The organism is Allorhizobium sp. GW101-3B10, assembly GCF_059424725.1.
Map to the genome: position 1 here is coordinate 3,700,346 of NZ_JBWKZR010000001.1, position 25,807 is coordinate 3,726,152.

Sequence of the window (25,807 nt, forward strand, 5' to 3'; positions counted from 1 at the left end):
TGGGAGCTTCGCGTTTTCGACCGCGTCATGGCAGCTGCCGGCCTCGCGCTCGCGGGTTTCCTGGTTCATCCCCAGCCGTTCAGGCTCCAGCCGATTTCCCCGCTGTTCGGACCGCTCGCGCGGCTGGAGCAGGCAATCCTGGCGCGCGAGCCGGCCTATGTCTGCACCAGGTTCGATGCCAGCAGGCAGCGCTTCGAGCAATTGCCACCGGCGGTCGATGTCGACAACAGCGACGCCGAGCGAACGGTTCGGCTCTTGTCCGACCTCGGGCTCGACCTCGTCGTCCGCCTGACCGCGGTCGGTCTGCCAGACGAGGCCGTTCGGGCGCTTCCGTTCGGTGAATGGAGTCTTTCCTTATCCGACGAGCGCAGCAATACGGCCGACTGGTTCGGCTATGACAGCGTGGTGCGTCGCGCGCCCTCCTGCCTTCTGTCTTTGAATGTGAGGCATGGTGACGGCCCCGAGACCCAATGCATGGCGTCATCGGCCTTCAGCACCAAGTTCAGCGCCGCGCGCAACGCCGGCTTCATCAAGGAGCGTGCCGTCACGCTGCTCCTTCGGGAACTCTCCCGCGTTGCGGACACGGGCAATCTGGGCGCCGTCGCGGGCGTGCCCGAGGCCGGCCATCCCCCGACGCCACCCTCGAGCGCAGACCTGCTGCGCTATGTTGGCGCGCTGTCCGGCCAACTGCTCTTCCGCGCCGGCAAGGCGTTGCACCGAAAGGTGGGCGGCGGATCGGCGGTCTGGACCCTCTGCACGGGCAAGGGCGATATCGAAAACTTCGAACCGCGGCAGTCGGTGGAAATCGCGCCGGACCGGGACGAAATTCGCGCCGATCCGTTCATGCTGCAACACGACGGCAAGTGCTACCTCTTCTACGAGGCCTATGCGAACGGGGACGCCAAGGCTCACATCGCCGTGGCGCGGATGGACGGCGACAAGCTCGAGCGGATCGGGGTCGCGCTCGAACGCGACTACCATCTCTCCTATCCCTTCGTCTTCCATCATGGCGAAGACCTCTTCATGATGCCGGAGACCAACCAGGCGTGCAGGCTGGAGATCTGGCGTTGCGTCGAGTTTCCGCTGAAATGGGAACTCCATGCCACAGCCCTTCACGGTCTCTCCCCCGCCGACAGCGTGCTTACGCGCTACCGGGATCGCTGGTGGCTCTTCACCAACCTGTCCGACTTCCATGCCTACGAGGATCATTGCAGCGAGTTGCACGTCTTCGAGGTCGATGGTCCGAACCTGTCATGGGTCTTGCCGCACAGGCACAATCCGGTCGTGCTGGGTAGCACGACCGCCCGCAATGCAGGGCGAATGTTCGAGCGCAACGGGCGTCTCTATCGCCCCTCCCAGCGCAACGAATACGGGATCTACGGGTACGGGCTGAACATCATGCTGGTCGAGCAACTCGATCGGAAGAACTACTGCGAGCGGTGCGTGAGAACGATCGTTCCCGATTTCAAGCCGAAGCTGATCGGATGTCATCACTTCGATGCGGCCGGCGACCGTTACATTCTGGATGCGCGGCTGCGCTTCTGAGGTTCGTTAAGTCCCTGTCGACGCGTGGATCGCCATGGTGGCGCAACCACACCGGCGCTCCATCCGTCAGGGCGGCGACGGCGCCTTGGAAACCCGGAGGGACATCGAGATTGCGGAGCTCCCAGCAGCCATGCCCCGTCGGTTCGTCCTCAAGACGCGAGAGGTCGAGCGTCGCTCGTTCCCCCACCGACACATCGAAGGAATCGAGGGCGATCGTCAATCCCTCGCCGCGCGCCTTGACCAGGGCTTCCTTGCGGGTCCAACAACGATAGAACGCCTGCAGATAGTCGCTCTGCGGTACTCGCACGAGGGACGCGCGCTCGCGAACGGAGAAGAAATAGCCTGCGATATCCTCCTCGACCGGCTTCATCTCCTCGATGTCGATGCCCAGGGGAAAACGGTCGGAGATCGCCAGCATTGCCAATGCCCCGCTATGGCTCAGATTGAAATGCGGGGGCGCAGCACCTTTCAGCACGAGTCGCGGCTTGCCGAAATCATTATAGGCGAACGTCAAATCGCAAGGCGGCGTTCCGAGGCGGTTGCCGAGAACGATGCGCATGTTGGCCCGTGCGACGACATAGCGGTTGGCGTCGCGCGCGGTCACGAAGCGGGATGCCCGGTCGGTCTCGTCGGGAGAAAGCAACGAAGCGAGACCGGCGACTTCGGCGGGCGGCCTGTCGAGGCGCCAGGCCCAGACATCGATGGCGTCCGGAGCGGGAGTCGACACGCAGCTTTCCATCGATCAGGCTCCGTAGTCCGGGGTCGCGACGTAAGCGTGGACGGGTGCCTTGCGCTGGCGCACCATCCGGCGGGCGAGAAAGGTCATGATCGGAAGCGGATAGTTCTCGCCCAGGCTGATGCGACATGTGCGCTTCAGGATATCCAGGGACCGGGCGCAGGCGTTCGGCGAGTAGTCCAATGGGCGTGCGGCCCAGGCAAATGGGTTCATGCGGGGATGGGCGGCGCGCTGCTGCAAGATGGGCTGCCAGAAGGTGTAGACGTGCCGGCTCGAGTCGTGGACCCGGTGAACCCCGCGCGGGTTTTCCGCCGCGAAGGCCTGCGCCTCCTTCTCGGTCTCGAAGATGACGTGAAGGCCGATGGCATTCGCCCGGTCGTTATGCGGTCCCACGCGCAGGCCGGTCGCGGACGAGAGGATCGGGGCGATGGCGTCGTAGCGCCGGCGCATGCGGGCGATCATCGGGTCGAGCTTCTTCAGCTGGACATTAAGCATCGCCCCCTGGATCTGGCTGGCCTTCAGGTTGATACCGCAGAAAGGAGGCTCGTTGGCGTTGTCGAGATGACCGCGAAACACGGAGCCGATGTCGTGATACATCCGGGCTCGCGCAAAGAGATGGTCGTCGTTGGTGACGATCGCGCCGCCTTCTCCGATGCTGATGTTCTTGAACTGGTTGAAGCTGAAAGCGCCCGCATCGCCGATCGTCCCGACGCGACGCCCCTTGTAGGTCGCGCCCACCGCCTGGCAGGCATCCTCGACCACCACAAGGCCGTGTCGGCGGGCGATGCGCATGATGCTGTCCATGTCGCAGACCATGTTGGCCATGTGCACCGGTATGATCGCCCGCGTCCGCGGCGTGATCTTTCGCTCGATGTCCAGGGGGTCGATGGTCAGGGTCTCGTCGATGTCGACAAGGACCGGGACGGCGCCGGCGGCGAGAACGGCGCCCGCCGTCGCGATCCAGGTATAGGCGGGCACCAAGACCTCGTCCGAGGGGCCGATGCCGGCCGCAACCAGGGCCGCAATCAGCGCCGCCGTGCCGTTGCTGACGGTGAGCGTGTGGCGGATGTCGAAGACCTTGGAGAAATCCGCCTCGAACCGCGCGAGCGGTCCGCCCTGCCCGCCGCCGTAGCGCGAAAGCCTGCCGGATGCGATGACCGGGGCAATCGCCAGCCATTCCCTTAAACCGACCCGCGCCATGACCTTTTTCTCCGTTCGTGCGAGCAATGCAAGCTGCGGCTTGAGCGTAAACGCTCACAGTCGAGCGTTCAAAACGGACATCCGGCCGTGCTCGAATCCAATCCGTTACCCCCGCGCCCCACGAAAGCGGTACATCGCGCTCGCTTCTACTCACATTGGACGGTAGGCATACTTGGAGCCAGATAACGACTGCGGGCGGGAACATCGAGGGACACCGAACCGATAGGGCTGCCCTCAGACCGCCGCCGCTAACGCGAGGCGATACCGCTGCCATTCCAGCATCATGGTTCGTCGCTGTTCGAGAAGACCGGTCCGGTGACAGGCAGCCCCGACTGCATTCTTGACTGTGTGGGCCAAGGCGCACTGCGCAACGTCCCGAGGGTCGCAGTTCTCAGATGCCCAGTCGCGGAAGCCTGAGCGGAATCCATGGGCATTGGCAATGCGTCCCGACGTGTCCCTCATGGCCTTGTTGTCTCGAAGAGACTTGGTCAGCGCCATATCGCTTATCCGGGTGTTTGATCGCGAAGCGAAAATCAAACCTTCGCCGGTTTCCTATTTTTCTAGCCGCGCTTCGAAGGCCTTGGCGCGGGCATCACGAATCGATGTGGTGTCCATCATCTTGTTGATGGCACGTCCTGGCCCGCCACAAGAGGCGAGATCCAATGTCATGAAAGGCTATTATCAGCTGCGGCTGAACGCTTGAATGTCGACGAAAACACTTAATTTACAAATACATATTTGATTTCATGAAATGGGATCCCTGCAGTAGCAGGCTCCCTGTCCGCCATTCGTCCCTGGACAGGTATCGAATCCGATGAACGTCCCAACTCACAGGGGCTGATCGTAGACTTCGATCCTTTCCGGATCGAGCCCTTGCCGTGCGCGCTCATAAATGAGCTGAAATGCTCTCTCCAGGTTGCGTGTATAGCGCCTGCTGTCGAAGAGTGCCGCTGTGGCTCTGCTGGCTTCGATTCGCGCTCTGAGCGCGCGCAGCCTTTCGCCATTGGACGCGAGTTCGACGCAGAGATCCACATAGCGGTCCCCGTCCTCGGCAACCAGTTCCGGCAGTTGCATCGCCCGCAGCAGGCTTTCCGAAACCCTTGAGGAAAAGTTGCTGCCCTTCTTGGTCACGACAGGCAGGCCGGCCCAGAGCTTGTCCGACGTCGTGGTATGACCGTTGCACGGGAATGTATCGAGTCCGATGTCGGCCGCCCGCAGACGCGCGATATGGATCGGATAGCTTACGGAGTTCGCGTAGATGACGCGTTCCGGTGCGATGCCGGCTTTCGCGACAGCATGGCTGAAATTGCCCCGGGCCAGGGGGTCATCGCACACCATCCAGAGCACGGTATGGGGCGCACGGGCCAGGATGGACATCCAGAGGCGGAAGGTTTCCAGCGAAATCTTCCGCACATTGTTGGCGGAGACAAGTACGGTCGCCCCATCCGGCAGTCCGAGCTCGCTTCTGCTCGGTGGAGGGGGCAAAGCCCGGTAGGTGTCGTCGTTCGGCTGATAGCTATCCGGTAGCCAGCAGAACGTCTCATGGAAGAAGGGTGTGCTTGTCTCCGGGCAAACGATACGATCGCCGATGATGTAGTCGCAGTCGATGCCGACGCCCGATCCGGGATAGCCGAGGTAGGCCACCTGGACGGGTGCAGGACCCGCATTGACGAGGTCGATCCAGGCCTTGTTGGTATGCCCTTTCAAATCGACAAGGATGTCGATACCGCGGGCTCGGATCTGTTGCGCCGCGTCTTCCGTCGAAAGATGGCCGATCGGCACGAGCTTGTCGCCAAAGCGCTTCCTGAAAACCCGGTCGGCGGCGACGAAATTGTCCTCGGTATAGCAGAACAGGGTGATCTCGAATGCGTCTTCGTCATGCAGTTCCAGCACACGCTGAAGCAGCTTCATGGTCGCATGCGCATCCGACCAATCGTTCGACAGATAGCCCAGGCGGATCTTGTCGGCGAACTGATGCGGGCGGGCGCGACGGCGGGCCCGCGCTTCCGGACTGAAGGTCTTGCCGTTCTGGGTCTGGATCAGCGCATTCAAAGCTTCGTCGCCGCACCAGGCGATGTGATCGAGCAGCAATTCGGTCCGGATCTGAAACGCGTCGCCGGCCCGGATCTTCTCAAGAGCTTCCGCATCGGAGCGCTCAAGCTCTTCCATGTCGAGGCGATAGTGGACGTGATGGCGGAAGTAGGTCTCAGCGCCCTCATGACGGGGATGGCATTCGAGGACGTCGCGGGCAGCGCTGAATGTCAGTTCCCGGTCTTTCCCTTGCTGAAGGAGGGCAAATGCGAGCTCCAGCAGGTGTTGGCGAGGCGCGCCGGGAAGAACGGCGGCCTGGCGATAGCGGAGAGCGGCTTCCTGTCGACGGCCGACTCGGTAAAGGCTCTGCGCCAGCCGCACCAAAGAGGCCGCATCAAGCGTGTCACCCTTGTCGGCGAGCGGCTGCAGGATTTCGATCACCCCGGCGAAGTCACTTGATTTATGCTTTTCCAATGCCAAGGTGGAAACGCCAATCATAAGTAGCTCCTAATTTTTCATCATGCCAATCAGAGCGTGTAATATATTGGTTGTATGGCGTGGCAAGGATGCGCGTGGCTTGTGTGTCGCGCGCATTCAAGAAATCGTGGACGTGCGTGCAGGTGCCCGGAGGCCGGCACAATGGGCGCAGGCAGCCCCCCGGCCTATCGTGCCGCGCGGCCGCCCCAGCTTTCGCGGATGTAGGTTTCGAAGAAATCGGAGAAGGTGGCGACGCGCAGCGGCAGATGCTCGTAGGGCGGATAGTAGAGCGTCAGCCAGATTTCCGGCGGCGACCACTGGTCGAGCACCTGCACCAGCCGTCCGTCCTTCAACGCGTCCTCGACGATGAACAACGGCAGGAGAGCGACGCCCTCGCCGGCCATGGCAAGGGCGGCGAGGAAGTCGCCGTTGTTGACGCTGAAGCGGCCCCTCGCCTCGATGCTGCGGGTGGCGCCCGCCTTGCTGAGTTCCCAGACTTCCGTTCGCGTCTGGTCCTGGTAGCTCAGGCACTCGATCTTGGTGAGGTCCTCCGGCAGCTCGAGCGTGCCATAGGCGGCGAGGAATTGCGGCGAGGCGACGAGCGCGCGCGGCACCGGGCAGATCTTGCGCCAGATGGTGGACTTGTCGCTCGGGGGTCCTGAAATGCGGATCGCCAGGTCATAATCCTCCTCGACTATATCGACGAAGCGGTCGGAGAGATCGATGGCGACGCGGGTCTTCGGGTGGATGAGCGCGAACTGGCTGAGCACCGCGGGCAGGACCTTGACGCCGAGCGACATCGGCGCCGACACCTTGAGCGAGCCGGTCGTCACCTTCTGCATGTCGCGGGTTTCCTCGGTCGCCCGGGCGAGCCCCTCCGCCAAGGGCGCGACGCGCGCCGCATAGACCGCGCCGGCGGAGGTCAGCGACACCTGGCGCGTGGTGCGCAGCAGAAGCTGGACGCCGAGGCGGTCTTCGAGTGCCGCGATCGTCCGGGTGACGGAGGCCGGCGTGGTACCGAGCAGCCGCGCCGCGCCGCTGAAGCTGCGCTGTTCGGCAACCGCGAGGAAGGTGCGGATGGATTCCAGTTCGCCCACGGCATCACCTTTACGAAAATCGCAATAGTCTTTGCCGAATTATGCTTATTCCGTACCGATTATCCATCCCCCATATTCGTCCCAACAGATGAACCCCGGTTGCGGGGATGGAAAGGAGCAAAGCCATGCTTACCCAGATCAAGGGACTGCACCACGTCACGTCGATGGCCGCCAATGCCCAGGAAAACAACGATTTCTTCACCAAGACGCTCGGCCTTCGCCGCGTCAAGAAGACGGTGAACTTCGACGCCCCCGACGTCTATCACCTCTATTACGGCGACGAAGTCGGCAATGCCGGCTCGGTGATGACCTATTTCCCCTTCCCCGACATGAACCGCGGCGCACGCGGCGCCGGCGAAGTGGCCGAGACGGTCTTTTCCGTGCCGCGGGGCACGCTGCCCTACTGGCAGGAACGTCTGACCAAGGAAGGCGTGCAGGGGCTCGGAACCTATGAGCTGTTCGGCGAAAAGCGGCTGCGCTTTGCCGGCCCCGACGGCGACGGCTTTTCGCTGGCCGAGGTGGACGGTGACAACCGCACGCCGTTCGACGGCGGCACGGTGTCGAAGGACGAAGGCATTCACGGCTTTCGCGGCGTGACCATGCGGCTGCGCGACGAAGGGGCGACGGGCGAACTGCTGACCTTCATGGGCTACCAGCCGGTCGATCGCCATGGCGACATGATCCGCTACGCCATTCCCGGCGGCAACGGCGCCGACACCGTCGACCTCGAAGTCATTCCGGGCGCCGCCCGCGCCTTCCAGGGGGCAGGCTCCGTGCACCATGTGGCCTTCTCGGTCGAGGACCGCGCGGCCCAGCTCGAAGTCCGCAAGGCGCTGCTCGACACCGGCTACAATGTCACGCCGGTCATCGACCGCGACTACTTCTGGGCGATCTATTTCCGCACGCCAGGCGGCGTGTTGTTCGAGATCGCCACCAACGAGCCGGGCTTCAACCGCGACGAGGATACCGCCCATCTCGGCGAGGCGCTGAAATTGCCGACCCGCTACCAGCAGTACCGGTCGCAGATTGAGGCGCACCTGCCGGCGATCAAGGATTGACGCTTCAGGGGCCGGCTCTTCCGGTCGGCCCCACGCATTTTCACCCTTCAAGGAGGCCCCATCGTGTCCCTTCAGAGCTACCATCATCTCTACCGCGCGCCCGAGGGCGATGCGCCGGTCGTATTCACCTTTCACGGCACGGGCAGCGACGAGCAGCAGTTCGCCGGGCTCGTTTCGCAGATCCTGCCGAAAGCCGGCATCGTCTCGCCGCGCGGCGATGTCTCGGAATTCGGGGCGAACCGCTTCTTCCGCCGCAAGGCCGAGGGCGTCTACGACATGGACGATCTTGCCCTTCGCACCGAGGCGATGATCGGCTTCATCCGCGCACAGAAGGAACGCCATCCCGGCGCGCCCACCTATGCGCTCGGCTATTCGAACGGCGCGAACATCCTGGCCTCCGCCCTGTTCAAGGCGCCGGAACTGTTCGATCGCGTCGTGCTGATGCATCCGCTGATCCCCTGGACGCCGGCCGCCCAGCCAGGCCTTGCGGGCAAGGACATCCTGGTGACCGCCGGCGAGCGCGATCCGATCTGCCCGATGCCGGGCACGCGGGCGCTGATTGGCTATTTCGAAGCCCAGGGCGCCAGGGTCGAGACCTTCGTCCATCCGGGCGGGCACGACGTGCCGGCGGCGGAAGTCGACGCGGTCGCTCGCTTCCTGCAGGCCTGATACAGTCCGGCCGGGTGGAACGCATCCGGCCGTCCGCTCGTTGCCCCCTGACCATTGACGGCTGGGCCGCGAGCCTCTTTCCTGACATCACACGGCAAGGCATCCGCGCCACCGGCGCCAAAGCACGAGGAGAACCACATGACGAAACTGATCGGTATTTCGGGCAGCCTCCGGAAGGGTTCGCTCAACGCCTCGCTGCTGCGGGCGGCAGCCGGCCTGGTGCCGGACGGCGCGGAGCTTGCCATCGGCACGATCCGGGGCATCCCGCTCTATGACGGCGACCTGGAGGCGGAGCACGGCATTCCGGAGGCGGTCACCGCCCTGAAAGACGCGATCGCGGCCGCCGACGGCCTGGTTCTCGTCACGCCGGAATACAACAATTCGATCCCCGGCGTGTTCAAGAACGCCATCGACTGGCTGTCGCGGCCGTCGTCCGACATCGAGCGCATCTTCGGCGGCAAGCCCGTGGCGCTGATGGGTGCCTCGCCGGGCGGGTTCGGCACCATCCTCTCGCAGAATGCGTGGCTGCCGGTGCTGCGCACGCTCGGAACCGAGCTCTGGTCCGGCCGGCTGTTGGTGTCGCGCGCATCGGGCGTCTTCGATGCGGACGGCAACCTCACCGATCCGAAGATCCAGGAACAGCTGCAGACGTTCCTGAAGGGCTTTGCCGACTTCGCCGGCTCTACCGGTTCCCGATGAGCATGCGATAGCGGAACTGGTCGATGACGACGGCGAGGATGAGCAGCGAACCCAGCAGCACCATCTGCATGTAGGAGCCGATCTGCATGAGGTTCATGCCGTTCTGCACCAGCACGATGAAGAAGGCGCCCAGCACGACGCTTTCCACCCGGCCGATACCGCCGCGCAACGACACGCCGGCGATGACGCAAGCCGCAATCGATTCCAGCGCGATCGTGCCGCCCAGATTGGTCTCACCACTCTCGACGCGGGCGGTGAGCAGCACGCCGGCGACCGATGCCAAAAGGGCGCAGAGGATATAGGCGAGGAACAGCGTGCGCTTGGTGTTGATGCCGGAGAGGTTGGCGGCCTTGATGTTGCCGCCGATGGCATAGATGCGGGCGCCGCTTCGGGTGCGGTTCATCAGGATCCACATGCCGACGATGGCAACGATCGCCACCAGGACCGGGACCGGCACGCCGAAGATGCGGCCGAAGCCGAAGAAATCGCCGAATTCGTAAGGCAGATTGCCGATCGGCACACCGCCGGTCAGGTAGAGCGCGATGCCCGCGCCGACCGACTGCGCGCCCAGCGTCATGATGAAGGGCGAGACGCCGAACTGGGCGATGCCGAGGCCGTTCAGCGAACCGATCGCGAGCGCGGCGAGGAAGCCCGAGAGCACGCCGAGCAGGATGACGAGCCAGACCATGTCGGGAAACTGGGCGGCGAAGTAGACCATGACCGATGCGGCGACGACGGAGGTGAGCGCGATCGACGTGCCGACCGCCAGATCGAAGCCGCCGGTGACCAGGACCAGCATCTGCCCCAGCGAGACAAGCACGAGATAGACCGACTGGCGCGCCACGTTGGTGAGGTTGTCGAGCGTCAGGAACTGTTTCGAGGCGAGCGTGAAGAGGATGAGGGCCGCCACGAGGAAGAAAGGCAGCACGCCGAGCTTGATGAAGACGGCCTTGAGCGCCGAAAGAGCGGAGAAGGTTGGCTTGGCGTCGGCAGTCGACGCGGTGTCCAGCTGGGTGTTCATGCTGATTTTCTTTCCTGGTCGAAGAAGGCGCCGAGAACCGCCTGTTCCTGAATGGCATCACCTTCGAACTCCGCCGAGATCCGGCCGTTGCGGAAGACGATCAGGCGATGGGCGAGATGCATGGCCTCGGGGAGGTCGGAGGAGATCACCACGACGGCCTTGCCGGCCTCGGCGATCGCCTTGATGATGCGATAGAGCGCGGCACGCGTGCCGACGTCGACGCCGACGGTCGGTTCGTCGAAGATGTAGATGTCGTAGTCCTCGCCGAAACTCTTGCCGAACAGGATCTTCTGCTGGTTGCCGCCGGAGAGCTTCGAAGCGGTGCGCTCGAGGAAGGCCTCGCTGAGATCGACCTTGCGGCCGATCCCGCTGGTCAGGGACTTGACGCCGCCGGGCGAGATCAGGCCGAGGCCGGCATTGGTTTCGCGACGGTTGAGCACCGAAAGGGCGATGTTGGTGCGGGCGGAGGCGCCGAGCAGCAGGCCTTCCTCCTTGCGGTCGGAGGGCAGGAAGAAGACGCCGTCCTGCAGCAGCCTGCGCGTCGGTGCGCCGGTGCGGTCATGGCCATGGACACTCACCGTGCCGCCTTCGACCGGCAGCAGGCCCATGACGGCGCGGAAGGTGCGCGACTTGCCGGAGCCGACGAGGCCGGCCACGCCGAGAACTTCGCCGCGCCGGACATCGATGTCGACGCCGTCAACGCCCCAGGCCTTCAGGCCGCGGATCGACAGCACCGGCTCGGCCTGCGTCTTGCGTTCGATATGCGGATAGATCTCGTCCATCTTTCGCCCGGTCATCATTTCGACCAGTACCGTTTCCGACAGGTTCTCGGCGCTGATCGTGCCGATCAGCCGGCCGTCGCGCAGCACGGTGATGCGGTTGGCGATCGCCTTGAATTCCTGGATGCGGTGGGAAATGTAGACGATGCCGACGCCCTTGGCCTTGGCCTGACCGATGAATTCGAACAGCTTCTCCGTCTCGCGTTCGGTCAGCGAGGCGGTCGGCTCGTCGAGGATCAGGATGCGGGCTTCCTGGTGCAGCGCCTTGGCGATCTCCACCATCTGCTGTTCGGCGCGCGACAGCGAGATCACCGAACGGCGAACGTCGATGGCGAAGCCAAGGCCGGCAAAGAGCGCACGGGCTTCCTCGACCATGCCGCGGCGGTCGACCAGGCCCATCTTGCGCGGTTCCTGGCCGAGGAAGATGTTTTCCGCCACGGTCATGGTCGGGACCAGGGAAAATTCCTGGAACACGGCGCCGATGCCGGCTGCCCGCGCGTCCTTGACCGAAGAAAAGTGCTTCTCTTCACCGTCGATGCGGATCACCCCCTCGGTCGGCGTGGTGACGCCGGCAAGGATGGAGATCAGTGTCGATTTTCCGGCTCCGTTCTCGCCGAACAGCACGTGCACTTCGCCGCGTTCGAGCGAGAAGTCGACGCCGTCCAGCGCGCGCACGCCCGGATAGGACTTGGCGATGCCGGTCATTTCGACAAGAGGTGAGCTCAAGGCCATCCGCATCGATCCGTGAAGTCATATTGCCTGAAAAATGGGGCGGATCCGGCGCATTCGCGCGCCGGATCCCTGGAGTATCAGTTGACCGAAAAGACCGGCTTGAAGCCGTCCGGCGGCAGGATGTTGGCCTGCGGCACGCTTTCGACATTCGACGGATCGACGACGAAGATCTTCGGGCCGACGTGCTTCACCAGTTCCTTGCCTTCAAGGGCGCGCACGGCCTGATCGATGGCGATGCGGCCCTGGATGACCATGGAATCGGCCGGAGCCGCCAGGATGAAGCCGCGCTTGATGCCTTCGTAGACGCCGGGCGTCATGTAGAAGGCGAGCAGGTCGACCTTGCCCTTGAGGCCGCGTTCGCGGATCAGGCCCTGGGCCGCTTCGGCGGTGACGGCAGTGCCGGCGACGTAGCGCACGTCAGGCTCGGCCTGGAGCACGTCTTCGACGAGCTTCAGCTGGGCTTCCTTGCCGGTGTCGCCGTATTTCGGCTCGAGCGCCTTGACGGCCGAACCCTTGATCGCTTCGAGGAAGCCCTTGTTGGCGGCCTCGACCCAGCCGGCGCCGGCCGGGCCCGGGAACCAGCCGACCTTCACTTCTTCGGAACCGGCCGGATGCTTCTTGGCGAGATAGGCGCCGGTCTCGTAACCCATGGTGTAGAAGGAGACGAGCGACTTGGCGGTCAGGTCCGGCGAGGACATGCCGTTGATGACGTCGATGACCGGGATGTTCTTCTTCTTGATTTCGCTGACGAGGTTGTTCAACCCGTCAAACGAGATCGCGCCGATGACCACGGCCTGGGCGCCACCGGAAACGCAGTCTTCGATCTGGCTGATCTGCTTGTTGAGCTCGGTGTAGCCGCCGGCCTCGACGAGGTTCATCTTGACGCCGAGGTCCTTGGCCTGTTCGGCGACGCCATAGTCGACGCCGAGCCAGTAGGCGTCCTTCATGTGCGGGAAGGAGACGCAGATGTTCCACGGCTTCTCCGCCTTCTCGAGCGGCGAGTAGGACACGTCGACCGACTTGCCGTCGGCGGCGAAGGCCGGCTCGATCGCCTGGGCCGGGTAAGGATACCAGGCCTCGGCAAGCACCGGGCTGGCAACGGCAAGCGCCAGAGCGGAGCTTGCAAGCGTCATTAGGATCTTGTGTTTCATGATCGTTCCCCTGTTTGAAGTCTTTGGCTGCGTGGTCAGAAAAGCGCGCGGATCTGGTCGACCAGCGCGGCCCGGTCCTTCCGGGCGGTCAGGGCGGTTTCCATGTCCACCTTGACGAAACGGGTTGGCGTATGCGGCTGCAGCTGGCCGATCAGATCCATGTCGGCGGAGATCACCGTGCCGAGCATGAAATAGCCGCCGCCGGAGACGGCATCGCGATGCAGGATGATCGGCTCGGTGCCGCCCGGCACCTGGATGGAGCCGTAAGGGTAGCAGGCGTCAACGATGTTCGAAGGATCCGAGCCCGCGCCGAAGGGCGGGACGCGATCGACGAAGTCGAGCTTGCGGCCGCCGCGGAAGCGGTAACCCATGCGGTCGGCCTCGGGCGCCACCTTCCAGGTGTCCTCGAAGAAGTTCCTGCCCGCCTCGTCGGTGAGGCGGTGCCAGTAGAGGCCCGGTAGCACGCGCAGTTCGGCCGGCATGCCCGGCCGGCGGCGCAGGTTTTCGGGAATGGACTTGCCCTCGACCGCCTCGCCGGCGGTGCCGACCGGCAGTTCGTCGCCGACGGCGATCGGCCGGCCCTTGAAACCGCCGAGCGCGCCGATGGCATAGGTCGAGCGCGAACCGAGCGCCAGCGGTACGTCGATGCCGCCGGAGACGGCGATATAGATGCGTGCGCCGGTCTTCAGGAAATCGAAGGTCAGAACCTGGCCGGCCTTGACCTTGAAGGCGGTCCAGCCCGGCTTTTCCTCGCCGTCGACCTTGATCGGCATGTCGGCGCCAGTGACGGCGACCATGGCGTCTTCGGTGAATTCCAGCTTCGGGCCGATGAACACGGCTTCGAGGCCGGCGGCCCCTTCGTCATTGCCGACGAGCAGGTTGGCGGCCTTCAGCGCCAGCCGGTCCATGGCGCCGCCGAGCGGAATGCCGAGATGAAAGTAACCGGGGCGGCCGAGATCCTGGACGGAAGTGGCAAGTCCCTGATGGAGAACCTTAATGGCCATGGAGAACGCCCTCCAGCTTCGCGTTGTAGCCGTCGATGTCTTTCTGGAATTCACGCAGATCGAACTTCACCTCGCGGATCGGCGGGGCGAACCGGCCCTGGTCGACATCCTCGACGGCCTGGTCATAGGCTTCGCGATCGATCGGCTTGAACTTGACGATGTCGCCCGGACGGAAGAACACCATGAAGTCCTTGAGGTAGGAGGTGGTCTGGGTCGGGTCGTAGATCGGCATGGGGGTGATGCCGAACATCTGGTAGCCGCCGGCACCGCGCACCGAATAGATGCAGCCGAAGCAGCCGCCGTGGCCGACGGTCAGGCGCGGCGTGTCGGTGCGGGGACGCAGGTATTTCGGCACCTGGATCTGCCTTTGGCGCTCGACCATCTGGTACATGAAGGGCAGGCCCGAGACGAAGCCGACCATCGAGACGAACCAGGGCGAGCCGGAATGGGCGGCGACGAAGTCGTCGACCGAGCCGTAGTCGTTGATGCGGGCGGCGTATTCGAGATCGGTGCCGGTCGGCTCCTGGTGACGCTCGCGGAAGCGCATCAGCGTCTCGTGGGTCCACGGGTCGTTGTAGAAAACCGGGATCTCGACGATGCGGGTGGTGATCACCGGCTCGGACTTGGCGGCCGCCACTTCGATCGCCTGGACTTCCTTCAGGATGTCGTTCGGGTGAATGACGTCGGGGTCGAACTTGATCTGGAAGGAGGCGTTGGCCGGGCAGATTTCGGTCACGCCCTTGATCTTCGCTTCCTTGATGCCCGTGGTCATCGACAGCGAGTTGAAGAAGGCCTCGAGCGACATTTCCTCCGAGCATTCGACGAAGAGGTGTTCGTCACCCCCGAATGTATAGCGCATGGGCATCAGGCAACCTCCTTGGATGCGACAAAGGCCTGGAAATCCGTCTCCAGCCAGGGTTCGAGGAACCGGGTGTGGACATCGCCCGAGGCGACCGACGGGTCGGCGGCAAGGGCCTGGTGGAGCGGAATGGTGGTGGCAAGGCCACGAATCTCGAGATTGTCGAGCGCATCGGCCAGCCTGGCGATGCAGGCGTCGCGGGTCTCGCCCCAGACGATCAGCTTGCCGAGCAGCGAGTCGTAGAAGGGCGGGACCGTGTAGCCCTCGTAGAGCATGGTGTCGAAACGAACGCCCTCGCCGGTCGGGACGCCGAGCGTCTCGATCGTGCCGGGGCCCGGCAGGAAGCCGCGCGCCGGGTCCTCGGCATTGATCCGGCACTCGATCGCATGGCCGGCGACACGGATGTCTTCCTGGCGTACCGACAGCTTCGCACCGCCGGCGACCCTGATCATCTCCTGCACGAGGTCGATGCCGGTGATCATCTCGGTGACCGGATGCTCGACCTGGATGCGGGTATTGACCTCGATGAAATAGAACTCGCCGCTCACCTCGTCGTAGAGATATTCGACCGTGCCGGCGCCGCGGTAGTTGACCTCGCGGGCGAGCGCCACGGCGCTGGCGCAGAGTTCCTGGCGCACGTCTTCCGGCAGACGGAAGGAGGGCGCTTCTTCCCAGACCTTCTGGCGGCGACGCTGCAGCGAGCACTCGCGCTCGAAGCAATGGACGGCGTCCTCGCCGTCACCGAGGATCTGCACCTCGACGTGACGGGCACGGGTGATAACCTTTTCGACATAGAGGCCGCCGTCACCGAAGGCGGCAAGCGCCTCGGCCGAGGCCTGGGGGAAATGGCGCTCGAAATCGGCCATCGTCTCGGCAATGCGGATGCCTCGGCCACCGCCGCCGGCAGCGGCCTTGATCATGACCGGAAAGCCGATCTGCTCGACGATGGCGCAGGCCGTCTCGAGGTCGTCGATGCGTCCGTCCGAACCCGGCACGGTGGGCACGCCGGCGCGCTTGGCGACCTTGCGGGCCTCGACCTTGTCGCCGAGCAGGCTGATCGCCTCGGGCTTCGGGCCGATGAAGATCAGGCCGGCATCCTCGACGGCCTTCGCGAAGGCGGCGTTTTCCGAGAGGAAACCGTAGCCCGGATGGACGGCATCGACGCCGGTTTCCCTGGCAGCCTTGAGGACGGCTTCTATGTTGAGATAGGACTTGGCGGCGGACGGCGGACCAATCTCGACCGACTGGTCGGCAAGCCTGACGGCCAGCATGTCGCGGTCGGCGGCCGAGTGGACCTGAACGGTCCGGATGCCGAGCGCCTGGGCGGCGCGGATGATCCTCACCGCGATCTCGCCCCGATTGGCAATGAGGATCGAGCGGATGGTCATGCCTCGACCTCGGCAACCGGCTGGCCGGCCATGATCGGTTCCTGATCGTCGGCAACGAAGGTGATCTTGCCGGCGGCGTCAGCATGGACCTCGTGGAAGGTCTTCATCACCTCGATCAGGCCGATCACGTCACCGACAGCCACGCTGTCGCCATCGGCCTTGTAGGGAGCGGCATCCGGCGAGGGCTTGCGGTAGAAGGTGCCGGGGAGAGGCGATCTAATCTCGAGCTTGCTCATGGGGGTCTCCGGTTATCTGACGATTTCTGAAATGGGGGCGATGCGGATGCCCTCGGCGATCAGCGCTTCACGCATGTTGCGCACGATGTCCAAGGCGCCGAGCGTGTCGGAATGGAAGCAGATCGACTCGAAGGGCACTTCGATGTCCTTGCCGCTGACCGTGGTGACGAGACCTTCCCGGCAGGCGCGCACCACCTTGCGGGCGATCGCCATCGGGTCGGGGCGGCCGACGTCGCGGGTGAAGACGATCGAACCGCTCTCGTCGTAGTCGCGGTCGGCGTAGAATTCGCGCACCAGCGGTTGGCCGACCTCGAGCGCCGCGGTCTCGGTGGCGGAGCCCGCCATGCAGAACACATAGGCATTGGGGGCGACGGTGCGCATGTAGTGGACGAAGAGCTGGGCGAATTCCGGATTGACCGCCATTTCCATGTAGAGCGCGCCATGCGGCTTCACATGCTGGAGGGTGGCGCCGTGGCGTCGGGCGAATTCGCGGATCGCGCCGACCTGGTAGACGATGTCGTTGACCAGTTCGCGCGCCGTGCCGTTGATCTTGCGGCGGCCGAAACCCTGCAGGTCGTTGTAGCCCGGATGGGCGCCGATGCCGACGCCGTGCTCGACGGCGACACGCACGGTACGGTCCATCAGGTTCGGATCGCCGGCATGGAAACCGGCGGCGATGTTGGCGGAACTGATCAGTCCCATCAGGGCGCTGTCTTCGGTGTCGCCGACACGCCAGCGGCCGAAGGCCTCGCCCAGATCACAATTGATGTCTACGACCTCGAGTGCCACTTTTCTTCCCTGTTCTGCCTGCATTTTGTGCACCGCAGCGCGATGCCTGCCTATTTGTCAGAAAACCGTAGGAAGAATTTTTTCATTTGAAAAATTCTATTTTCAGAAGGCCATTATCTGATATTTATATGATAGCGCATTGTCGTGAGACTGGAATTTTCGTCTGCGAATCAAGCCATTGGCGCGCATCCGAAAAGGAGAATTTCCCGATCCTGCAATCTTGGCGCTTTTCGTTCGTATTTTCAGATACTGGCTATTCCCGATTCAGAATGATGGATGCATGTCCCTAAGCCTCAGACAGATCCGCTATTTCATCGCGACGGCGGAGGCCGGGCAGGTCTCGCAGGCCGCCGTGAACCTTTCGATCTCGCAGTCAGCCGTCACGACGGCCATCAAGGATCTGGAGGAGACCGTCGGCGCGGGGCTGTTCGAACGCACACCGCACGGCATGGAGCTGACGGCGGCGGGCCGGCGCTTCCTGTCGCAAGCCTACGAGATCCTGCAGAAGGTCGACGAGGCGACCAAGCTCAATCTCGTCACGGACGCGGTGACGGGTACGCTCAGCATCGCCACGACCTATACCGTCATCGGCTATTTCCTGCCGTTCCATATCGAGCGGATGAAGCGGCAGTTTCCCGGCATCGACATCCAGCTGTTCGAACTCAACCGGGAATCCGTCGAGGAAGGATTGCTGGCCAACCGCTACGACATCGCGGTGATGCTGACGTCCAACATCCTCAACCCGGAACTGACGACCGAGAAGCTGCTGAGCTCGCAGCGCCGCCTCTGGGTGCCGGCACGTCATCGGTTGCTTGCCGAGGAAAACGTCGGCCTGAAGGAAGTGGCCGAGGAGGACTACATCATGCTGACCGTGGACGAGGCGTCGCACAGCTCGCTCAAATACTGGAGCCAGACTCCCTATCTGCCGAAGATCACGCTTCGCACGTCCTCGGTCGAGGCCGTGCGCTCATTGGTGGCGAACAGCCAGGGGGTAGCCATCCTGTCCGACATGGTGCATCGCCCCTGGTCGCTCGAAGGCCGGAGGATCGAGACGATCTCGCTCGTCGACCCGATCCCTTCCATGGATGTCGGTCTCGCCTGGCGGCGGAATGCCGATTTTTCGCCTGCCATGGCAGCCGTGCGCTCCTATTTCCGGCGTTCCTTCAACGTTCCAGAATAGGCGTCGGGACCTTTCCGCCTGCGCCTGTTGCTGGCGCGGCAGACTTGCGCAAGGCCGGTCGGTGTGCCGGAAGGACTCGCCGAAACCGGGCGGCTCGCGGACTTGGCAGGCATAGGGATGACCGCTATGAGGACACCCAGGAGCATCCTCATGTATACCCTCGAGCGCACCGAAACATTTAGCCAGGACATCAAGAAAAGCCGGTTCGTCGCCCATGCCACCCCGGTCGCGAGCGAGGACGAGGCCAGGTCTTTCATCGCCGCGGTGAGCGACCCTTCCGCCAATCACAACTGCTGGGCCTGGCGGGTGGGGCAGGCCTATCGCTTCAGCGACGACGGGGAGCCGAGCGGGACGGCCGGCAAACCTATGCTGCAGGCCATCGACGGACAGGCGCTGGATCGCGTCGCGGTCTTGGTCACGCGCTGGTTCGGCGGGATCCTGCTGGGCAGCGGCGGGCTGATGCGCGCCTATGGCGGCACGGCGGCGGCCTGCCTCAAAGCGGCAGCAAAGAGCGAGATCATTCAGCGGATCGAGGGCGAAATCGTCGCCGGTTTCTCCGACCTCGCCATGCTCAAGGCGCGGCTCGGCGCCCTGCCCGATCTCATCGTCATCAGCGAGGAATTCACCGCGACCGGCGCGGTGCTCACCGTGGCACTGCCCGAGGCGACGGCCGCTCAGGCCAACCGGCTGGTGACGGACCTCACCAGCGGGCGGGCCTTCGTCCGCTTCGGCGAGGGTGAGAACCCGTCCTAGTCCAGGCAAGAATCAGTGAATGGTATCCGGCGATTCGTCCCGCAGCAGATGCAATGCATCGGTGAGGGCCGCGACCAGGATATCGGTCAGTTCGTCGCCCTTGCTCTCGACCAGCATGGCCTGGATCGCGGCGTCCTGCTGCTCGAAGAAGTGATCCGGTTCATTCGTCATTTCATCAGTCCCTTCATGGTGCCGATTCGTCTGCATCGTTCAGGACTGTTAAACGCCGGCTGGCTTGCGCCGGGCTTTCACGCCCGGCGGCGTCCATAGGCCAGCAACGATGTCACGCGCCTGCCGGTTCCCCGCCTCCGGCGACGATCGTGCCGAACTTGGCGAAGAACTCGCCGGCGAGCTTCTTCGAGGTCGAATCGATCAACCGGCTGCCCAGCTGGGCGATCTTGCCGCCGACCTCGGCCTTCACCGTGTAGGTGAGGATCGTCGCATCCGGCCCTTCGGCTGCAAGCGACACGTCGGCGCCGCCCTTGGCAAAGCCGGCAAGCCCGCCTTTTCCCTCTCCGGCAATGGTATAGGAATGCGGCGGGTTGAGGTTCTGCAGCTCGACCGCACCCTCGAACTTCGCCTTGATCGGCCCGACCTTCAGCACGACCTTGGCCGTCATGGTGGTGTCGGAGGTCTTGTCCAGGCTCTCGCAGCCGGGGATCGCCTGGCGCAGGATCTCCGGGTCGTTCAAGGCCTGCCAGACGGTCTCCACCGGTGCTTCGATGCGTTCGCTGCCACTCATGTCCATGTCTGTGCTCCTCCCGTTCAGCGCCTGTCCGACACGGGCGCACCCCTCCCCGAGCGCGGCCGTGGACAAAAGAGCTTACAGGGCAAGGGGCAGATGGCAAGCGCCGCGTCGGGATGTTTCGGCGATCAGACGACGACGGCCTGTTCGACGCGGTCTTCGGTGCCGAAGAACTTCAGGTAGCGTTCGACCTCGGCCGGATCGCCGGTCGCCTTCTTCGGATTGTCGGAGAGCTTCACCGCCGGCCGGCCATTGGCCTCGCTGACCTTGCAGACCAGCGAAATCGGCTTCAGGCCCTCGATCTCGCGCGGCGCGCAGCCGGCGAAGTCGTTGGTGAGGTTGGTGCCCCAACCGAAGCTCATGCGCACCCGGCCCTCGAAATGGCGATAGGTGTCGATGATCGCGTCGACGTCGAGGCCGTCGGAGAAGATCAGCAGTTTCTGGCGCGGATCGCGTCCCATCTTCCTCCACCAGTCGATGATCTTCTCGCCGCCCTCGATCGGCGGGGCGCTGTCGGGGCGGAAGCCGGTCCAGTCGGCGACCCACTCCGGCGCATTGCGCAGAAAGGCGGCCGTGCCGTAGGTGTCCGGCAGCACGATCAGCAGATTGCCGCCGTAGAGGCGGTTCCAGTCACGCATGACGTTGTAGTTCGCGGCGAGCAGTTCCTCATCCGTCCTGGCGAGCGCGGCGGTGACCATCGGCAATTCGTGGGCGTTCGTGCCCACCGCCTCGAGGTCCGAATCCATGGCGAGCAGCACGTTGCTGGTGCCGGTGAAGGCCGGGCCGATGCCCTCCTTGAGCGCTTCCACACACCAGCGCTGCCACAGGAAGCTGTGACGACGACGGGTGCCGAAATCGGAGATGCGCAATCCAGGGAGTTCCCGCAGCCGTTCGACCTTGGCCCACATCTTGGCCTTAGCGCGGGCATAGAGCACGTCGAGGGTGAAGAGCCCCATGGTCTTGGCGACGGATCGCGACCGCAATTCGTTGATGATGGCAAGGGCCGGGATCTCCCACATCGTGGTTTCCATCCACTTGCCGTAGAAATGCAGGCTAAACTGGCCGTCCTTCTTCGACAGCTCGTATTCGGGCAGCTGGAACTTGGCGAGCCAGCTCAAGAATTCCGGCTCGAAGATCTGCTTGGTGCCGTAGAAGGTGTTACCCGCCAGCCATATCGCTTCCTTCTTGGTGAGGCGAAGCGAGCGGGCAAAATCGAGCTGCTCGCGCAATTCGCCCTCGTCGATTTCCTCGGCAAGACGGACGGTCGTGGTGCGGTTGATCAGGGTGAAGGTCGCGTCGACTTCCGGATAGAGCTTCCAGATCATCTGCAGCATGAGGAGCTTGTAGAAGTCCGTGTCGATCAGGCTGCGGACGATCGGATCGAGCTTCCAGCTGTGATTGAAGACTCTCGTCGCGATGTCGGTCTTGGTCATCGAGTGACTGCCCTGCAAGACGCGGCCGGGTCAGACCGCCCTGTCGGGACTCGCCCCGACCGTTTTCGCCGTCACTTATCGGGAATCCGACCGGCAAAGTCCATAGGGGGATCAGCGCTGGACCGGCGTGTTGTCCGCTGGCGAGGGAGCCGTCTCTTGAACCGGCTGGTTGGACGGGTTTTCGGGCGCAATGGAGTTGCCCCACCATTCGGCCGGGATCCAAACCACCATTGCAAGGACGATGCCGGCCAGAAGGACGATCAGCACGGGGCGACCGCGAAAGCCCTGGCGGGCCTCGGTCGCCGTCACCGTCTCGGGCCGCATGCCCCGCGTATGGCGATCGGTGCTGTCGGGCAGATCAATTCGGCTGTTCATCGGATTTCTCCCTGTTGTACCTAAGAGCGGCCGCTTGTGCGCGCCGCAGTCCCAGGTCAAACGGAGGGAGAGGCCGAAGGTTCCGTTCCCCGTCAGCGTCGATCAGTAGCCGGCGGTGCGATCCACGACGTGCTCAAGCGCTTCGCTCGACTCGAACCGGGCCATCTGCCGCTCGACATGGCGGAAGAGCGCGCCGACATCCGAGGCCGCGGCGGCATGCGGTGTGATCACGACATTGTCGAAGCCCCAGAGCGGGCTTTCCGGCGACAGCGGCTCCTGCTCGAAGACATCAAGCGAAGCCCCGCCCAACACGCCCTTCTCCAGCGCCGCGACGATGTCAGCTTCGACCTGACTACCACCGCGGCCGGCATTGACGAACACCGGTCTGCCGAGGGCCCCACCCTGGCGGAGCCTGGCAAAGAGGGACGCGTTGTAAAGGCCACGCGTGTCCGGCGTCAGCGGCAAGAGACCGACGAGGATGTCGGTCCGACCGAGAAAGGCGTCGATTCCGCTGGCGTCGAAGGTCCCGACGCCGTCGATCTGCCGCTTGCGCCGCGACCAGCCGATCACGTCGAAGCCCATCACCTTCAGCTTGCGCACAGCATCCTCCCCGAGCACGCCGAGGCCCATCACGCCGACCGTCACGTCGCGGGCTTCCGGCTGCGGCGAGAATTCGTTCCAGACGCGCTCGCGCTGCTGGCGGGCATAGGCAAGAACGCCGCGCAGGTGGGCGAGGCATTGCAGCACCACCCATTCGCTCATGCGGTCGGTCAGGCTGCGGTCGACGAAACGCACGACCGGCAGATCCGGCAAGGTGTAGGCCGAGAGGATGTGGTCGACGCCGGCGCCCCCGGAGAAGATCACCTTGAGGTCGCGCGCGCGATCGAACAGCGACGGATCGGGCTTCCACACAACGGCATACGGGACGCCGGAGAGATCACGGCCGGCATTTTCCGGATCGCCCATGTCGATCACCGGCCGGCCGGGAAAGGCTCCCTTCAGCGCTTCGACGACGCCGCTGCGCGCGAATTTGAGGTCGATGACGACGGCGTTCTGATCGGGCATGAAGGAAGATCCGTTACTGGCTGACGCCGCCGATCTCGACGGCTTCGAGGTTGAAGGCTGCGGCCATCAGCGCGCGCGTATAGTCGGCCTTGGGTGCCTGAAAGATCTCGGTCGCGGGGCCCTGCTCCACCACCTTGCCGGAGCGCAGGACGATCACTTCGTTGGCCAATGCTTTTACCACGCGCAGGTCGTGGCTGATGAACAGGTAGGCGAGATCGTGCTTCTTCTGCAGGTCGCGCAGCAGGTCGACCACCTGGGCCTGCACCGTCATGTCGAGCGCCGAGGTCGGCTCGTCGAGCATGACGAAGCGGGGCTTCAGCACCATGGCGCGGGCGATGGCGATGCGCTGGCGCTGGCCACCGGAAAACTCGTGCGGATAACGCCAGCGGGTGGCCGTGTCGAGGCCGACCTCGTCGAGCGCCCAGCAGACGCGGGCGTCGCGCTCGGCGGCCGACAGCGCCCGCTCATGCACCTTCAGCCCTTCGGCAATAATCTCGCCGACCGACATGCGGGGGCTGAGCGAGCCAAAGGGATCCTGGAAAACGATCTGAAGCCGGTCGCGCAGCGGACGCATCTCGGCAAAGGAATAGCCGTCGATGTCCTGGCCGATGAAGCTGATGCGGCCCTTGGACGAGATGAGGCGGGCGAGCGCCAGGCCGAGCGTCGTCTTGCCCGAGCCGGATTCGCCGACGACGCCAAGCGTCTGGCCGGCGCGCAGCACCATGTCCACCCCGTCGACCGCCTTCACGTGGTCGACCACCTTGCGCAGGAAGCCGGACTTGATGGGGAACCAGACGCGGATGTCGTCGCCCTGCATGACCACCGGCTTGGTCTCGTCGAGTGGAGGCGGTTCGCCGCGCGGCTCGGAGGCCAGCAGCTTCTTCGTGTAGTCGTGCTGCGGGTTGGAGAAGATGTCCTCGACCGGGCCGCTTTCGACGATCTTGCCCCTGGTCATGACGCAGACCTTGTCGGCGAACTTGCGCACGATGCCGAGGTCGTGGGTGATGAACAGCATGGACATGCCGTGATCGGCCTTGAGCTGGCGCAGAAGATCGAGGATCTGTGCCTGGACGGTCACGTCGAGCGCGGTGGTCGGCTCGTCGGCGATCAGGAGCTTCGGCCGGTTGGCAAGCGCCATGGCGATCATCACGCGCTGGCGTTGGCCACCCGACAGTTCGTGCGGATAGGCGGAAAGGCGCTTCTCCGGATCGCGGATGCCGACCTGGCGCAGGAGCTCCAGCGTGCGCTCGCGCGCCGTCTGGCCCGCGAGCGCCTGATGCAGCGCCAGAATCTCGCCGATCTGCTTTTCGATGTTGTGGAGCGGATTGAGCGAGGTCATCGGCTCCTGGAAGATCATCGTGATGTCGTTACCACGCACGGCGCGCAGCTCGCGCTCCGGCGCCGTCATCAGGTCGCGGCCTTCGAACAGGATCTCGCCCGAGGGGTGGCTGGCCGCCGGATAGGGCAGCAGCTTCAGGATCGACGAGGCGGTGACCGACTTGCCCGAACCGGACTCGCCGACCAGAGCCACGACCTCGCCCGGCGCGATGTCGAAGGAGACGCGGTCGACGGCGAGCGTCTCCTTGCCGCCCTGGTGGAAGGCGACCGAGAGATCCCGAACGGAGAGAAGGGGAGCGGTCATCGGAACGTCTTTCTCGGATCGAACGCATCGCGCACGGCCTCGCCGACGAAGATCAGCAGCGAGAGCATGATCGACATGGTGAAGAAGGCGGTGAGGCCGAGCCAGGGGGCCTGGAGATTGCGCTTGCCCTGCGCGATCAGTTCGCCGAGCGAAGGCGAGCCGGGCGGCATGCCGAAGCCGAGGAAGTCGAGCGAGGTCAGCGTGGTGATCGAGCCCGACAGGATGAAGGGCAGGAAGGTGAGCGTCGCCACCATGGCGTTCGGCAGCAGGTGCCGGAACATGATGGTCCAGCTGCCGACGCCGAGCGCGCGGGCCGCGTTCACATATTCGAAATTGCGCGCGCGCAGGAACTCGGCGCGGACGATGCCGACGAAACTGACCCACGAGAACAGCAGCATGATGCCGAGCAGGACGAAGAAGCCGGGCGGCAGGATGGCGGCGATGATCAGCAGGATGTAGAGGACCGGCATGGACGACCAGATCTCGATGAAGCGCTGCATCAGCAGATCGGTCCAGCCGCCGAAATAGCCCTGGATCGCGCCTGCGGTGACACCCACCAGCGCCGAGCAGATCGTCAGGATCAGGCCGAACAGGACCGAGATGCGGAAGCCGTAGATCATCCGGGCGGCGACGTCGCGGGCCTGGTCGTCAGTACCGAGCCAGTTGAGGTTGCCGATGACGCAGTTCGGATCCTCGTCCTTCAGCGGATAGGCGGTGCAACGCTCTTCCTTGTCCATCAGCCAGAAGGGCGCGGTGGGCGCGGAATGGGGGATCTCGGAATTCACAGTGCGGTAGGAATAGCGGATCGGCGGCCACACCATCCAGCCATTGGCGTTGATCTCGTCGGCGATGAAGGGCGAGCGATAGTCGGTGACCGCGAGGAAGCCGCCGAACTTCTCCTCCGGATAGTCGACGGCGACGGGAAACAGGATCTCTCCCTTGTAGGAGGCGATCAGCGGACGGTCGTTGGCGATGAGTTCGGCAAACAGCGACAGCACGAAGAGCAGCATGAACAGCCAGAACGACCAGTAGCCGCGCTTGTTGGCCCGGAAGTTCTCCAGCCGCCGCTTGTTGGTCGGCGAGAGCCACGGTTTCCTGACCGGGGCGACGGTTTCGGTGCGGGTGACGTCGAGCGAGGTCATG

General features: G+C 64.1%; 26 protein-coding genes. 7 read left to right on the plus strand and 19 right to left on the minus strand.

Annotation, left to right across the window (positions count from 1 at the left end):
* Positions 1–27: 27 nt before the first annotated feature.
* The gene (locus AC07Y0_RS18345) at positions 28–1,545 is read left to right on the plus strand and encodes a glucosamine inositolphosphorylceramide transferase family protein (RefSeq protein WP_498679143.1); all 1,518 of its coding nucleotides are present in this window, start codon (positions 28–30) and stop codon (positions 1,543–1,545) included.
* Here AC07Y0_RS18345 and AC07Y0_RS18350 read toward each other — a convergent pair.
* Complete coding sequence (locus tag AC07Y0_RS18350) at positions 1,466–2,284, minus strand: 4'-phosphopantetheinyl transferase family protein (RefSeq protein ID WP_498679144.1); 819 nt, start codon at positions 2,282–2,284, stop codon at positions 1,466–1,468. The two genes, AC07Y0_RS18345 and AC07Y0_RS18350, sit on opposite strands and share 80 nt — an antisense overlap.
* 3 nt (positions 2,285–2,287) lie before the next feature.
* Positions 2,288–3,481: a DegT/DnrJ/EryC1/StrS family aminotransferase gene (locus AC07Y0_RS18355; RefSeq protein ID WP_498679145.1), complete on the minus strand. Its 1,194-nt coding sequence runs from the start codon at positions 3,479–3,481 to the stop codon at positions 2,288–2,290.
* A 439-nt stretch (positions 3,482–3,920) separates the two neighbouring features.
* Here AC07Y0_RS18355 and AC07Y0_RS18360 point away from each other — a divergent pair, with 439 nt between their 5' ends.
* Complete coding sequence (locus tag AC07Y0_RS18360; RefSeq protein WP_498679146.1) at positions 3,921–4,184, plus strand: hypothetical protein; 264 nt, start codon at positions 3,921–3,923, stop codon at positions 4,182–4,184.
* A gap of 125 nt (positions 4,185–4,309) precedes the next feature.
* Here the strand turns inward: AC07Y0_RS18360 and AC07Y0_RS18365 are convergent, their stop codons facing one another.
* Positions 4,310–6,010, minus strand: coding sequence for an O-linked N-acetylglucosamine transferase, SPINDLY family protein (locus AC07Y0_RS18365; RefSeq protein WP_498679147.1), 1,701 nt, complete (start codon positions 6,008–6,010; stop codon positions 4,310–4,312).
* A 164-nt stretch (positions 6,011–6,174) separates the two neighbouring features.
* A complete protein-coding gene (locus AC07Y0_RS18370) occupies positions 6,175–7,086 on the minus strand; it encodes a LysR family transcriptional regulator (RefSeq protein ID WP_498679148.1) in 912 nt (303 codons plus the stop codon).
* Positions 7,087–7,211: 125 nt separating this feature from the next.
* Here AC07Y0_RS18370 and AC07Y0_RS18375 point away from each other — a divergent pair, with 125 nt between their 5' ends.
* The 3 genes from AC07Y0_RS18375 (at position 7,212) to AC07Y0_RS18385 (ending at position 9,512) form a co-directional block, all read left to right on the plus strand.
* Entirely contained in the window at positions 7,212–8,144 is a 933-nt protein-coding gene (locus AC07Y0_RS18375) for a VOC family protein (protein ID WP_498679149.1), read from the plus strand.
* Between the two features lie 63 nt (positions 8,145–8,207).
* Positions 8,208–8,813 carry an alpha/beta hydrolase gene (locus AC07Y0_RS18380; protein ID WP_498679150.1) on the plus strand — a complete coding sequence of 202 codons (606 nt, stop codon included), beginning with the start codon at positions 8,208–8,210 and terminating at the stop codon, positions 8,811–8,813.
* A gap of 138 nt (positions 8,814–8,951) precedes the next feature.
* Positions 8,952–9,512: an NADPH-dependent FMN reductase gene (locus AC07Y0_RS18385; protein ID WP_498679151.1), complete on the plus strand. Its 561-nt coding sequence runs from the start codon at positions 8,952–8,954 to the stop codon at positions 9,510–9,512.
* Here the strand turns inward: AC07Y0_RS18385 and AC07Y0_RS18390 are convergent.
* The 8 genes from AC07Y0_RS18390 to AC07Y0_RS18425 form a co-directional block, all read right to left on the minus strand.
* Positions 9,496–10,533: an ABC transporter permease gene (locus tag AC07Y0_RS18390; RefSeq protein ID WP_498679152.1), complete on the minus strand. Its 1,038-nt coding sequence runs from the start codon at positions 10,531–10,533 to the stop codon at positions 9,496–9,498. The genes AC07Y0_RS18385 and AC07Y0_RS18390 overlap by 17 nt on opposite strands.
* Positions 10,530–12,044 carry a sugar ABC transporter ATP-binding protein gene (locus AC07Y0_RS18395; RefSeq protein WP_498679153.1) on the minus strand — a complete coding sequence of 505 codons (1,515 nt, stop codon included), beginning with the start codon at positions 12,042–12,044 and terminating at the stop codon, positions 10,530–10,532. The genes AC07Y0_RS18390 and AC07Y0_RS18395 overlap by 4 nt, the downstream gene beginning before the upstream one ends.
* Before the next feature lie 77 nt (positions 12,045–12,121).
* The gene (gene torT / locus AC07Y0_RS18400) at positions 12,122–13,195 is read right to left on the minus strand and encodes a TMAO reductase system periplasmic protein TorT (protein WP_498679154.1); all 1,074 of its coding nucleotides are present in this window, start codon (positions 13,193–13,195) and stop codon (positions 12,122–12,124) included.
* A 35-nt stretch (positions 13,196–13,230) separates the two neighbouring features.
* Positions 13,231–14,199: a 5-oxoprolinase subunit C family protein gene (locus tag AC07Y0_RS18405; protein WP_498679155.1), complete on the minus strand. Its 969-nt coding sequence runs from the start codon at positions 14,197–14,199 to the stop codon at positions 13,231–13,233.
* Positions 14,189–15,064, minus strand: coding sequence for a 5-oxoprolinase subunit B family protein (locus tag AC07Y0_RS18410; RefSeq protein ID WP_498679156.1), 876 nt, complete (start codon positions 15,062–15,064; stop codon positions 14,189–14,191). The genes AC07Y0_RS18405 and AC07Y0_RS18410 overlap by 11 nt, the downstream gene beginning before the upstream one ends.
* Positions 15,064–16,446 carry an acetyl-CoA carboxylase biotin carboxylase subunit gene (locus AC07Y0_RS18415; RefSeq protein WP_498679157.1) on the minus strand — a complete coding sequence of 461 codons (1,383 nt, stop codon included), beginning with the start codon at positions 16,444–16,446 and terminating at the stop codon, positions 15,064–15,066. The genes AC07Y0_RS18410 and AC07Y0_RS18415 overlap by 1 nt, the downstream gene beginning before the upstream one ends.
* Positions 16,443–16,682, minus strand: coding sequence for an acetyl-CoA carboxylase (locus AC07Y0_RS18420; protein ID WP_498679158.1), 240 nt, complete (start codon positions 16,680–16,682; stop codon positions 16,443–16,445). Before AC07Y0_RS18420 ends, AC07Y0_RS18415 begins: the two co-directional genes overlap by 4 nt.
* 12 nt (positions 16,683–16,694) lie before the next feature.
* Positions 16,695–17,495, minus strand: coding sequence for a 5-oxoprolinase subunit PxpA (locus tag AC07Y0_RS18425; protein WP_498679159.1), 801 nt, complete (start codon positions 17,493–17,495; stop codon positions 16,695–16,697).
* Between the two features lie 256 nt (positions 17,496–17,751).
* On the opposite strand from AC07Y0_RS18425, the gene AC07Y0_RS18430 reads away from it, so the two are divergent.
* Positions 17,752–18,651, plus strand: coding sequence for a LysR family transcriptional regulator (locus tag AC07Y0_RS18430; RefSeq protein WP_498679160.1), 900 nt, complete (start codon positions 17,752–17,754; stop codon positions 18,649–18,651).
* A 150-nt stretch (positions 18,652–18,801) separates the two neighbouring features.
* Positions 18,802–19,404, plus strand: coding sequence for an IMPACT family protein (locus tag AC07Y0_RS18435; RefSeq protein ID WP_498679161.1), 603 nt, complete (start codon positions 18,802–18,804; stop codon positions 19,402–19,404).
* A gap of 12 nt (positions 19,405–19,416) precedes the next feature.
* Here the strand turns inward: AC07Y0_RS18435 and AC07Y0_RS18440 are convergent, their stop codons facing one another.
* The 7 genes from AC07Y0_RS18440 to AC07Y0_RS18470 all read right to left on the minus strand — a co-directional run bounded on the left by AC07Y0_RS18440 (position 19,417) and on the right by AC07Y0_RS18470 (position 25,806).
* Positions 19,417–19,575, minus strand: a complete 159-nt coding sequence (locus AC07Y0_RS18440) for a hypothetical protein (RefSeq protein ID WP_454748530.1) — start codon at positions 19,573–19,575, stop codon at positions 19,417–19,419.
* Between the two features lie 112 nt (positions 19,576–19,687).
* Entirely contained in the window at positions 19,688–20,152 is a 465-nt protein-coding gene (locus AC07Y0_RS18445) for an SRPBCC family protein (RefSeq protein WP_498679162.1), read from the minus strand.
* A 125-nt stretch (positions 20,153–20,277) separates the two neighbouring features.
* Positions 20,278–21,582 (minus strand): nicotinate phosphoribosyltransferase, encoded by a 1,305-nt coding sequence (gene pncB / locus AC07Y0_RS18450; RefSeq protein WP_498679163.1) that lies wholly within the window; start codon positions 21,580–21,582, stop codon positions 20,278–20,280.
* Between the two features lie 111 nt (positions 21,583–21,693).
* Positions 21,694–21,957: a hypothetical protein gene (locus AC07Y0_RS18455; RefSeq protein WP_498679164.1), complete on the minus strand. Its 264-nt coding sequence runs from the start codon at positions 21,955–21,957 to the stop codon at positions 21,694–21,696.
* 102 nt (positions 21,958–22,059) lie between these two features.
* Positions 22,060–23,022 (minus strand): 2-hydroxyacid dehydrogenase, encoded by a 963-nt coding sequence (locus AC07Y0_RS18460; protein ID WP_498679165.1) that lies wholly within the window; start codon positions 23,020–23,022, stop codon positions 22,060–22,062.
* A gap of 13 nt (positions 23,023–23,035) precedes the next feature.
* A complete protein-coding gene (locus AC07Y0_RS18465) occupies positions 23,036–24,664 on the minus strand; it encodes an ABC transporter ATP-binding protein (RefSeq protein WP_498679166.1) in 1,629 nt (542 codons plus the stop codon).
* Positions 24,661–25,806 carry an ABC transporter permease gene (locus AC07Y0_RS18470; RefSeq protein ID WP_498680275.1) on the minus strand — a complete coding sequence of 382 codons (1,146 nt, stop codon included), beginning with the start codon at positions 25,804–25,806 and terminating at the stop codon, positions 24,661–24,663. The genes AC07Y0_RS18465 and AC07Y0_RS18470 overlap by 4 nt, the downstream gene beginning before the upstream one ends.
* Position 25,807 lies beyond the last annotated feature (1 nt).

Bases quoted from the DNA above. Each gene is read 5' to 3' on its own strand.
- AC07Y0_RS18415 (WP_498679157.1), bottom strand. From the start codon at position 16,446: ATGACCATCCGCTCGATCCTCATTGCCAATCGGGGCGAGATCGCGGTG.
- AC07Y0_RS18390 (WP_498679152.1), bottom strand. From the start codon at position 10,533: ATGAACACCCAGCTGGACACCGCGTCGACTGCCGACGCCAAGCCAACC.
- AC07Y0_RS18405 (WP_498679155.1), bottom strand. From the start codon at position 14,199: ATGGCCATTAAGGTTCTCCATCAGGGACTTGCCACTTCCGTCCAGGAT.
- AC07Y0_RS18430 (WP_498679160.1), top strand. From the start codon at position 17,752: ATGTCCCTAAGCCTCAGACAGATCCGCTATTTCATCGCGACGGCGGAG.
- AC07Y0_RS18445 (WP_498679162.1), bottom strand. From the start codon at position 20,152: ATGGACATGAGTGGCAGCGAACGCATCGAAGCACCGGTGGAGACCGTC.
- AC07Y0_RS18460 (WP_498679165.1), bottom strand. From the start codon at position 23,022: ATGCCCGATCAGAACGCCGTCGTCATCGACCTCAAATTCGCGCGCAGC.
- AC07Y0_RS18435 (WP_498679161.1), top strand. From the start codon at position 18,802: ATGTATACCCTCGAGCGCACCGAAACATTTAGCCAGGACATCAAGAAA.
- AC07Y0_RS18385 (WP_498679151.1), top strand. From the start codon at position 8,952: ATGACGAAACTGATCGGTATTTCGGGCAGCCTCCGGAAGGGTTCGCTC.
- torT (WP_498679154.1), bottom strand. From the start codon at position 13,195: ATGAAACACAAGATCCTAATGACGCTTGCAAGCTCCGCTCTGGCGCTT.
- AC07Y0_RS18425 (WP_498679159.1), bottom strand. From the start codon at position 17,495: ATGCAGGCAGAACAGGGAAGAAAAGTGGCACTCGAGGTCGTAGACATC.
- AC07Y0_RS18360 (WP_498679146.1), top strand. From the start codon at position 3,921: ATGCGTCCCGACGTGTCCCTCATGGCCTTGTTGTCTCGAAGAGACTTG.
- AC07Y0_RS18465 (WP_498679166.1), bottom strand. From the start codon at position 24,664: ATGACCGCTCCCCTTCTCTCCGTTCGGGATCTCTCGGTCGCCTTCCAC.
- pncB (WP_498679163.1), bottom strand. From the start codon at position 21,582: ATGACCAAGACCGACATCGCGACGAGAGTCTTCAATCACAGCTGGAAG.
- AC07Y0_RS18470 (WP_498680275.1), bottom strand. From the start codon at position 25,806: ATGACCTCGCTCGACGTCACCCGCACCGAAACCGTCGCCCCGGTCAGG.
- AC07Y0_RS18355 (WP_498679145.1), bottom strand. From the start codon at position 3,481: ATGGCGCGGGTCGGTTTAAGGGAATGGCTGGCGATTGCCCCGGTCATC.
- AC07Y0_RS18345 (WP_498679143.1), top strand. From the start codon at position 28: ATGGCAGCTGCCGGCCTCGCGCTCGCGGGTTTCCTGGTTCATCCCCAG.
- AC07Y0_RS18365 (WP_498679147.1), bottom strand. From the start codon at position 6,010: ATGATTGGCGTTTCCACCTTGGCATTGGAAAAGCATAAATCAAGTGAC.
- AC07Y0_RS18375 (WP_498679149.1), top strand. From the start codon at position 7,212: ATGCTTACCCAGATCAAGGGACTGCACCACGTCACGTCGATGGCCGCC.
- AC07Y0_RS18350 (WP_498679144.1), bottom strand. From the start codon at position 2,284: ATGGAAAGCTGCGTGTCGACTCCCGCTCCGGACGCCATCGATGTCTGG.
- AC07Y0_RS18440 (WP_454748530.1), bottom strand. From the start codon at position 19,575: ATGACGAATGAACCGGATCACTTCTTCGAGCAGCAGGACGCCGCGATC.
- AC07Y0_RS18395 (WP_498679153.1), bottom strand. From the start codon at position 12,044: ATGGCCTTGAGCTCACCTCTTGTCGAAATGACCGGCATCGCCAAGTCC.
- AC07Y0_RS18420 (WP_498679158.1), bottom strand. From the start codon at position 16,682: ATGAGCAAGCTCGAGATTAGATCGCCTCTCCCCGGCACCTTCTACCGC.
- AC07Y0_RS18410 (WP_498679156.1), bottom strand. From the start codon at position 15,064: ATGCCCATGCGCTATACATTCGGGGGTGACGAACACCTCTTCGTCGAA.
- AC07Y0_RS18455 (WP_498679164.1), bottom strand. From the start codon at position 21,957: ATGAACAGCCGAATTGATCTGCCCGACAGCACCGATCGCCATACGCGG.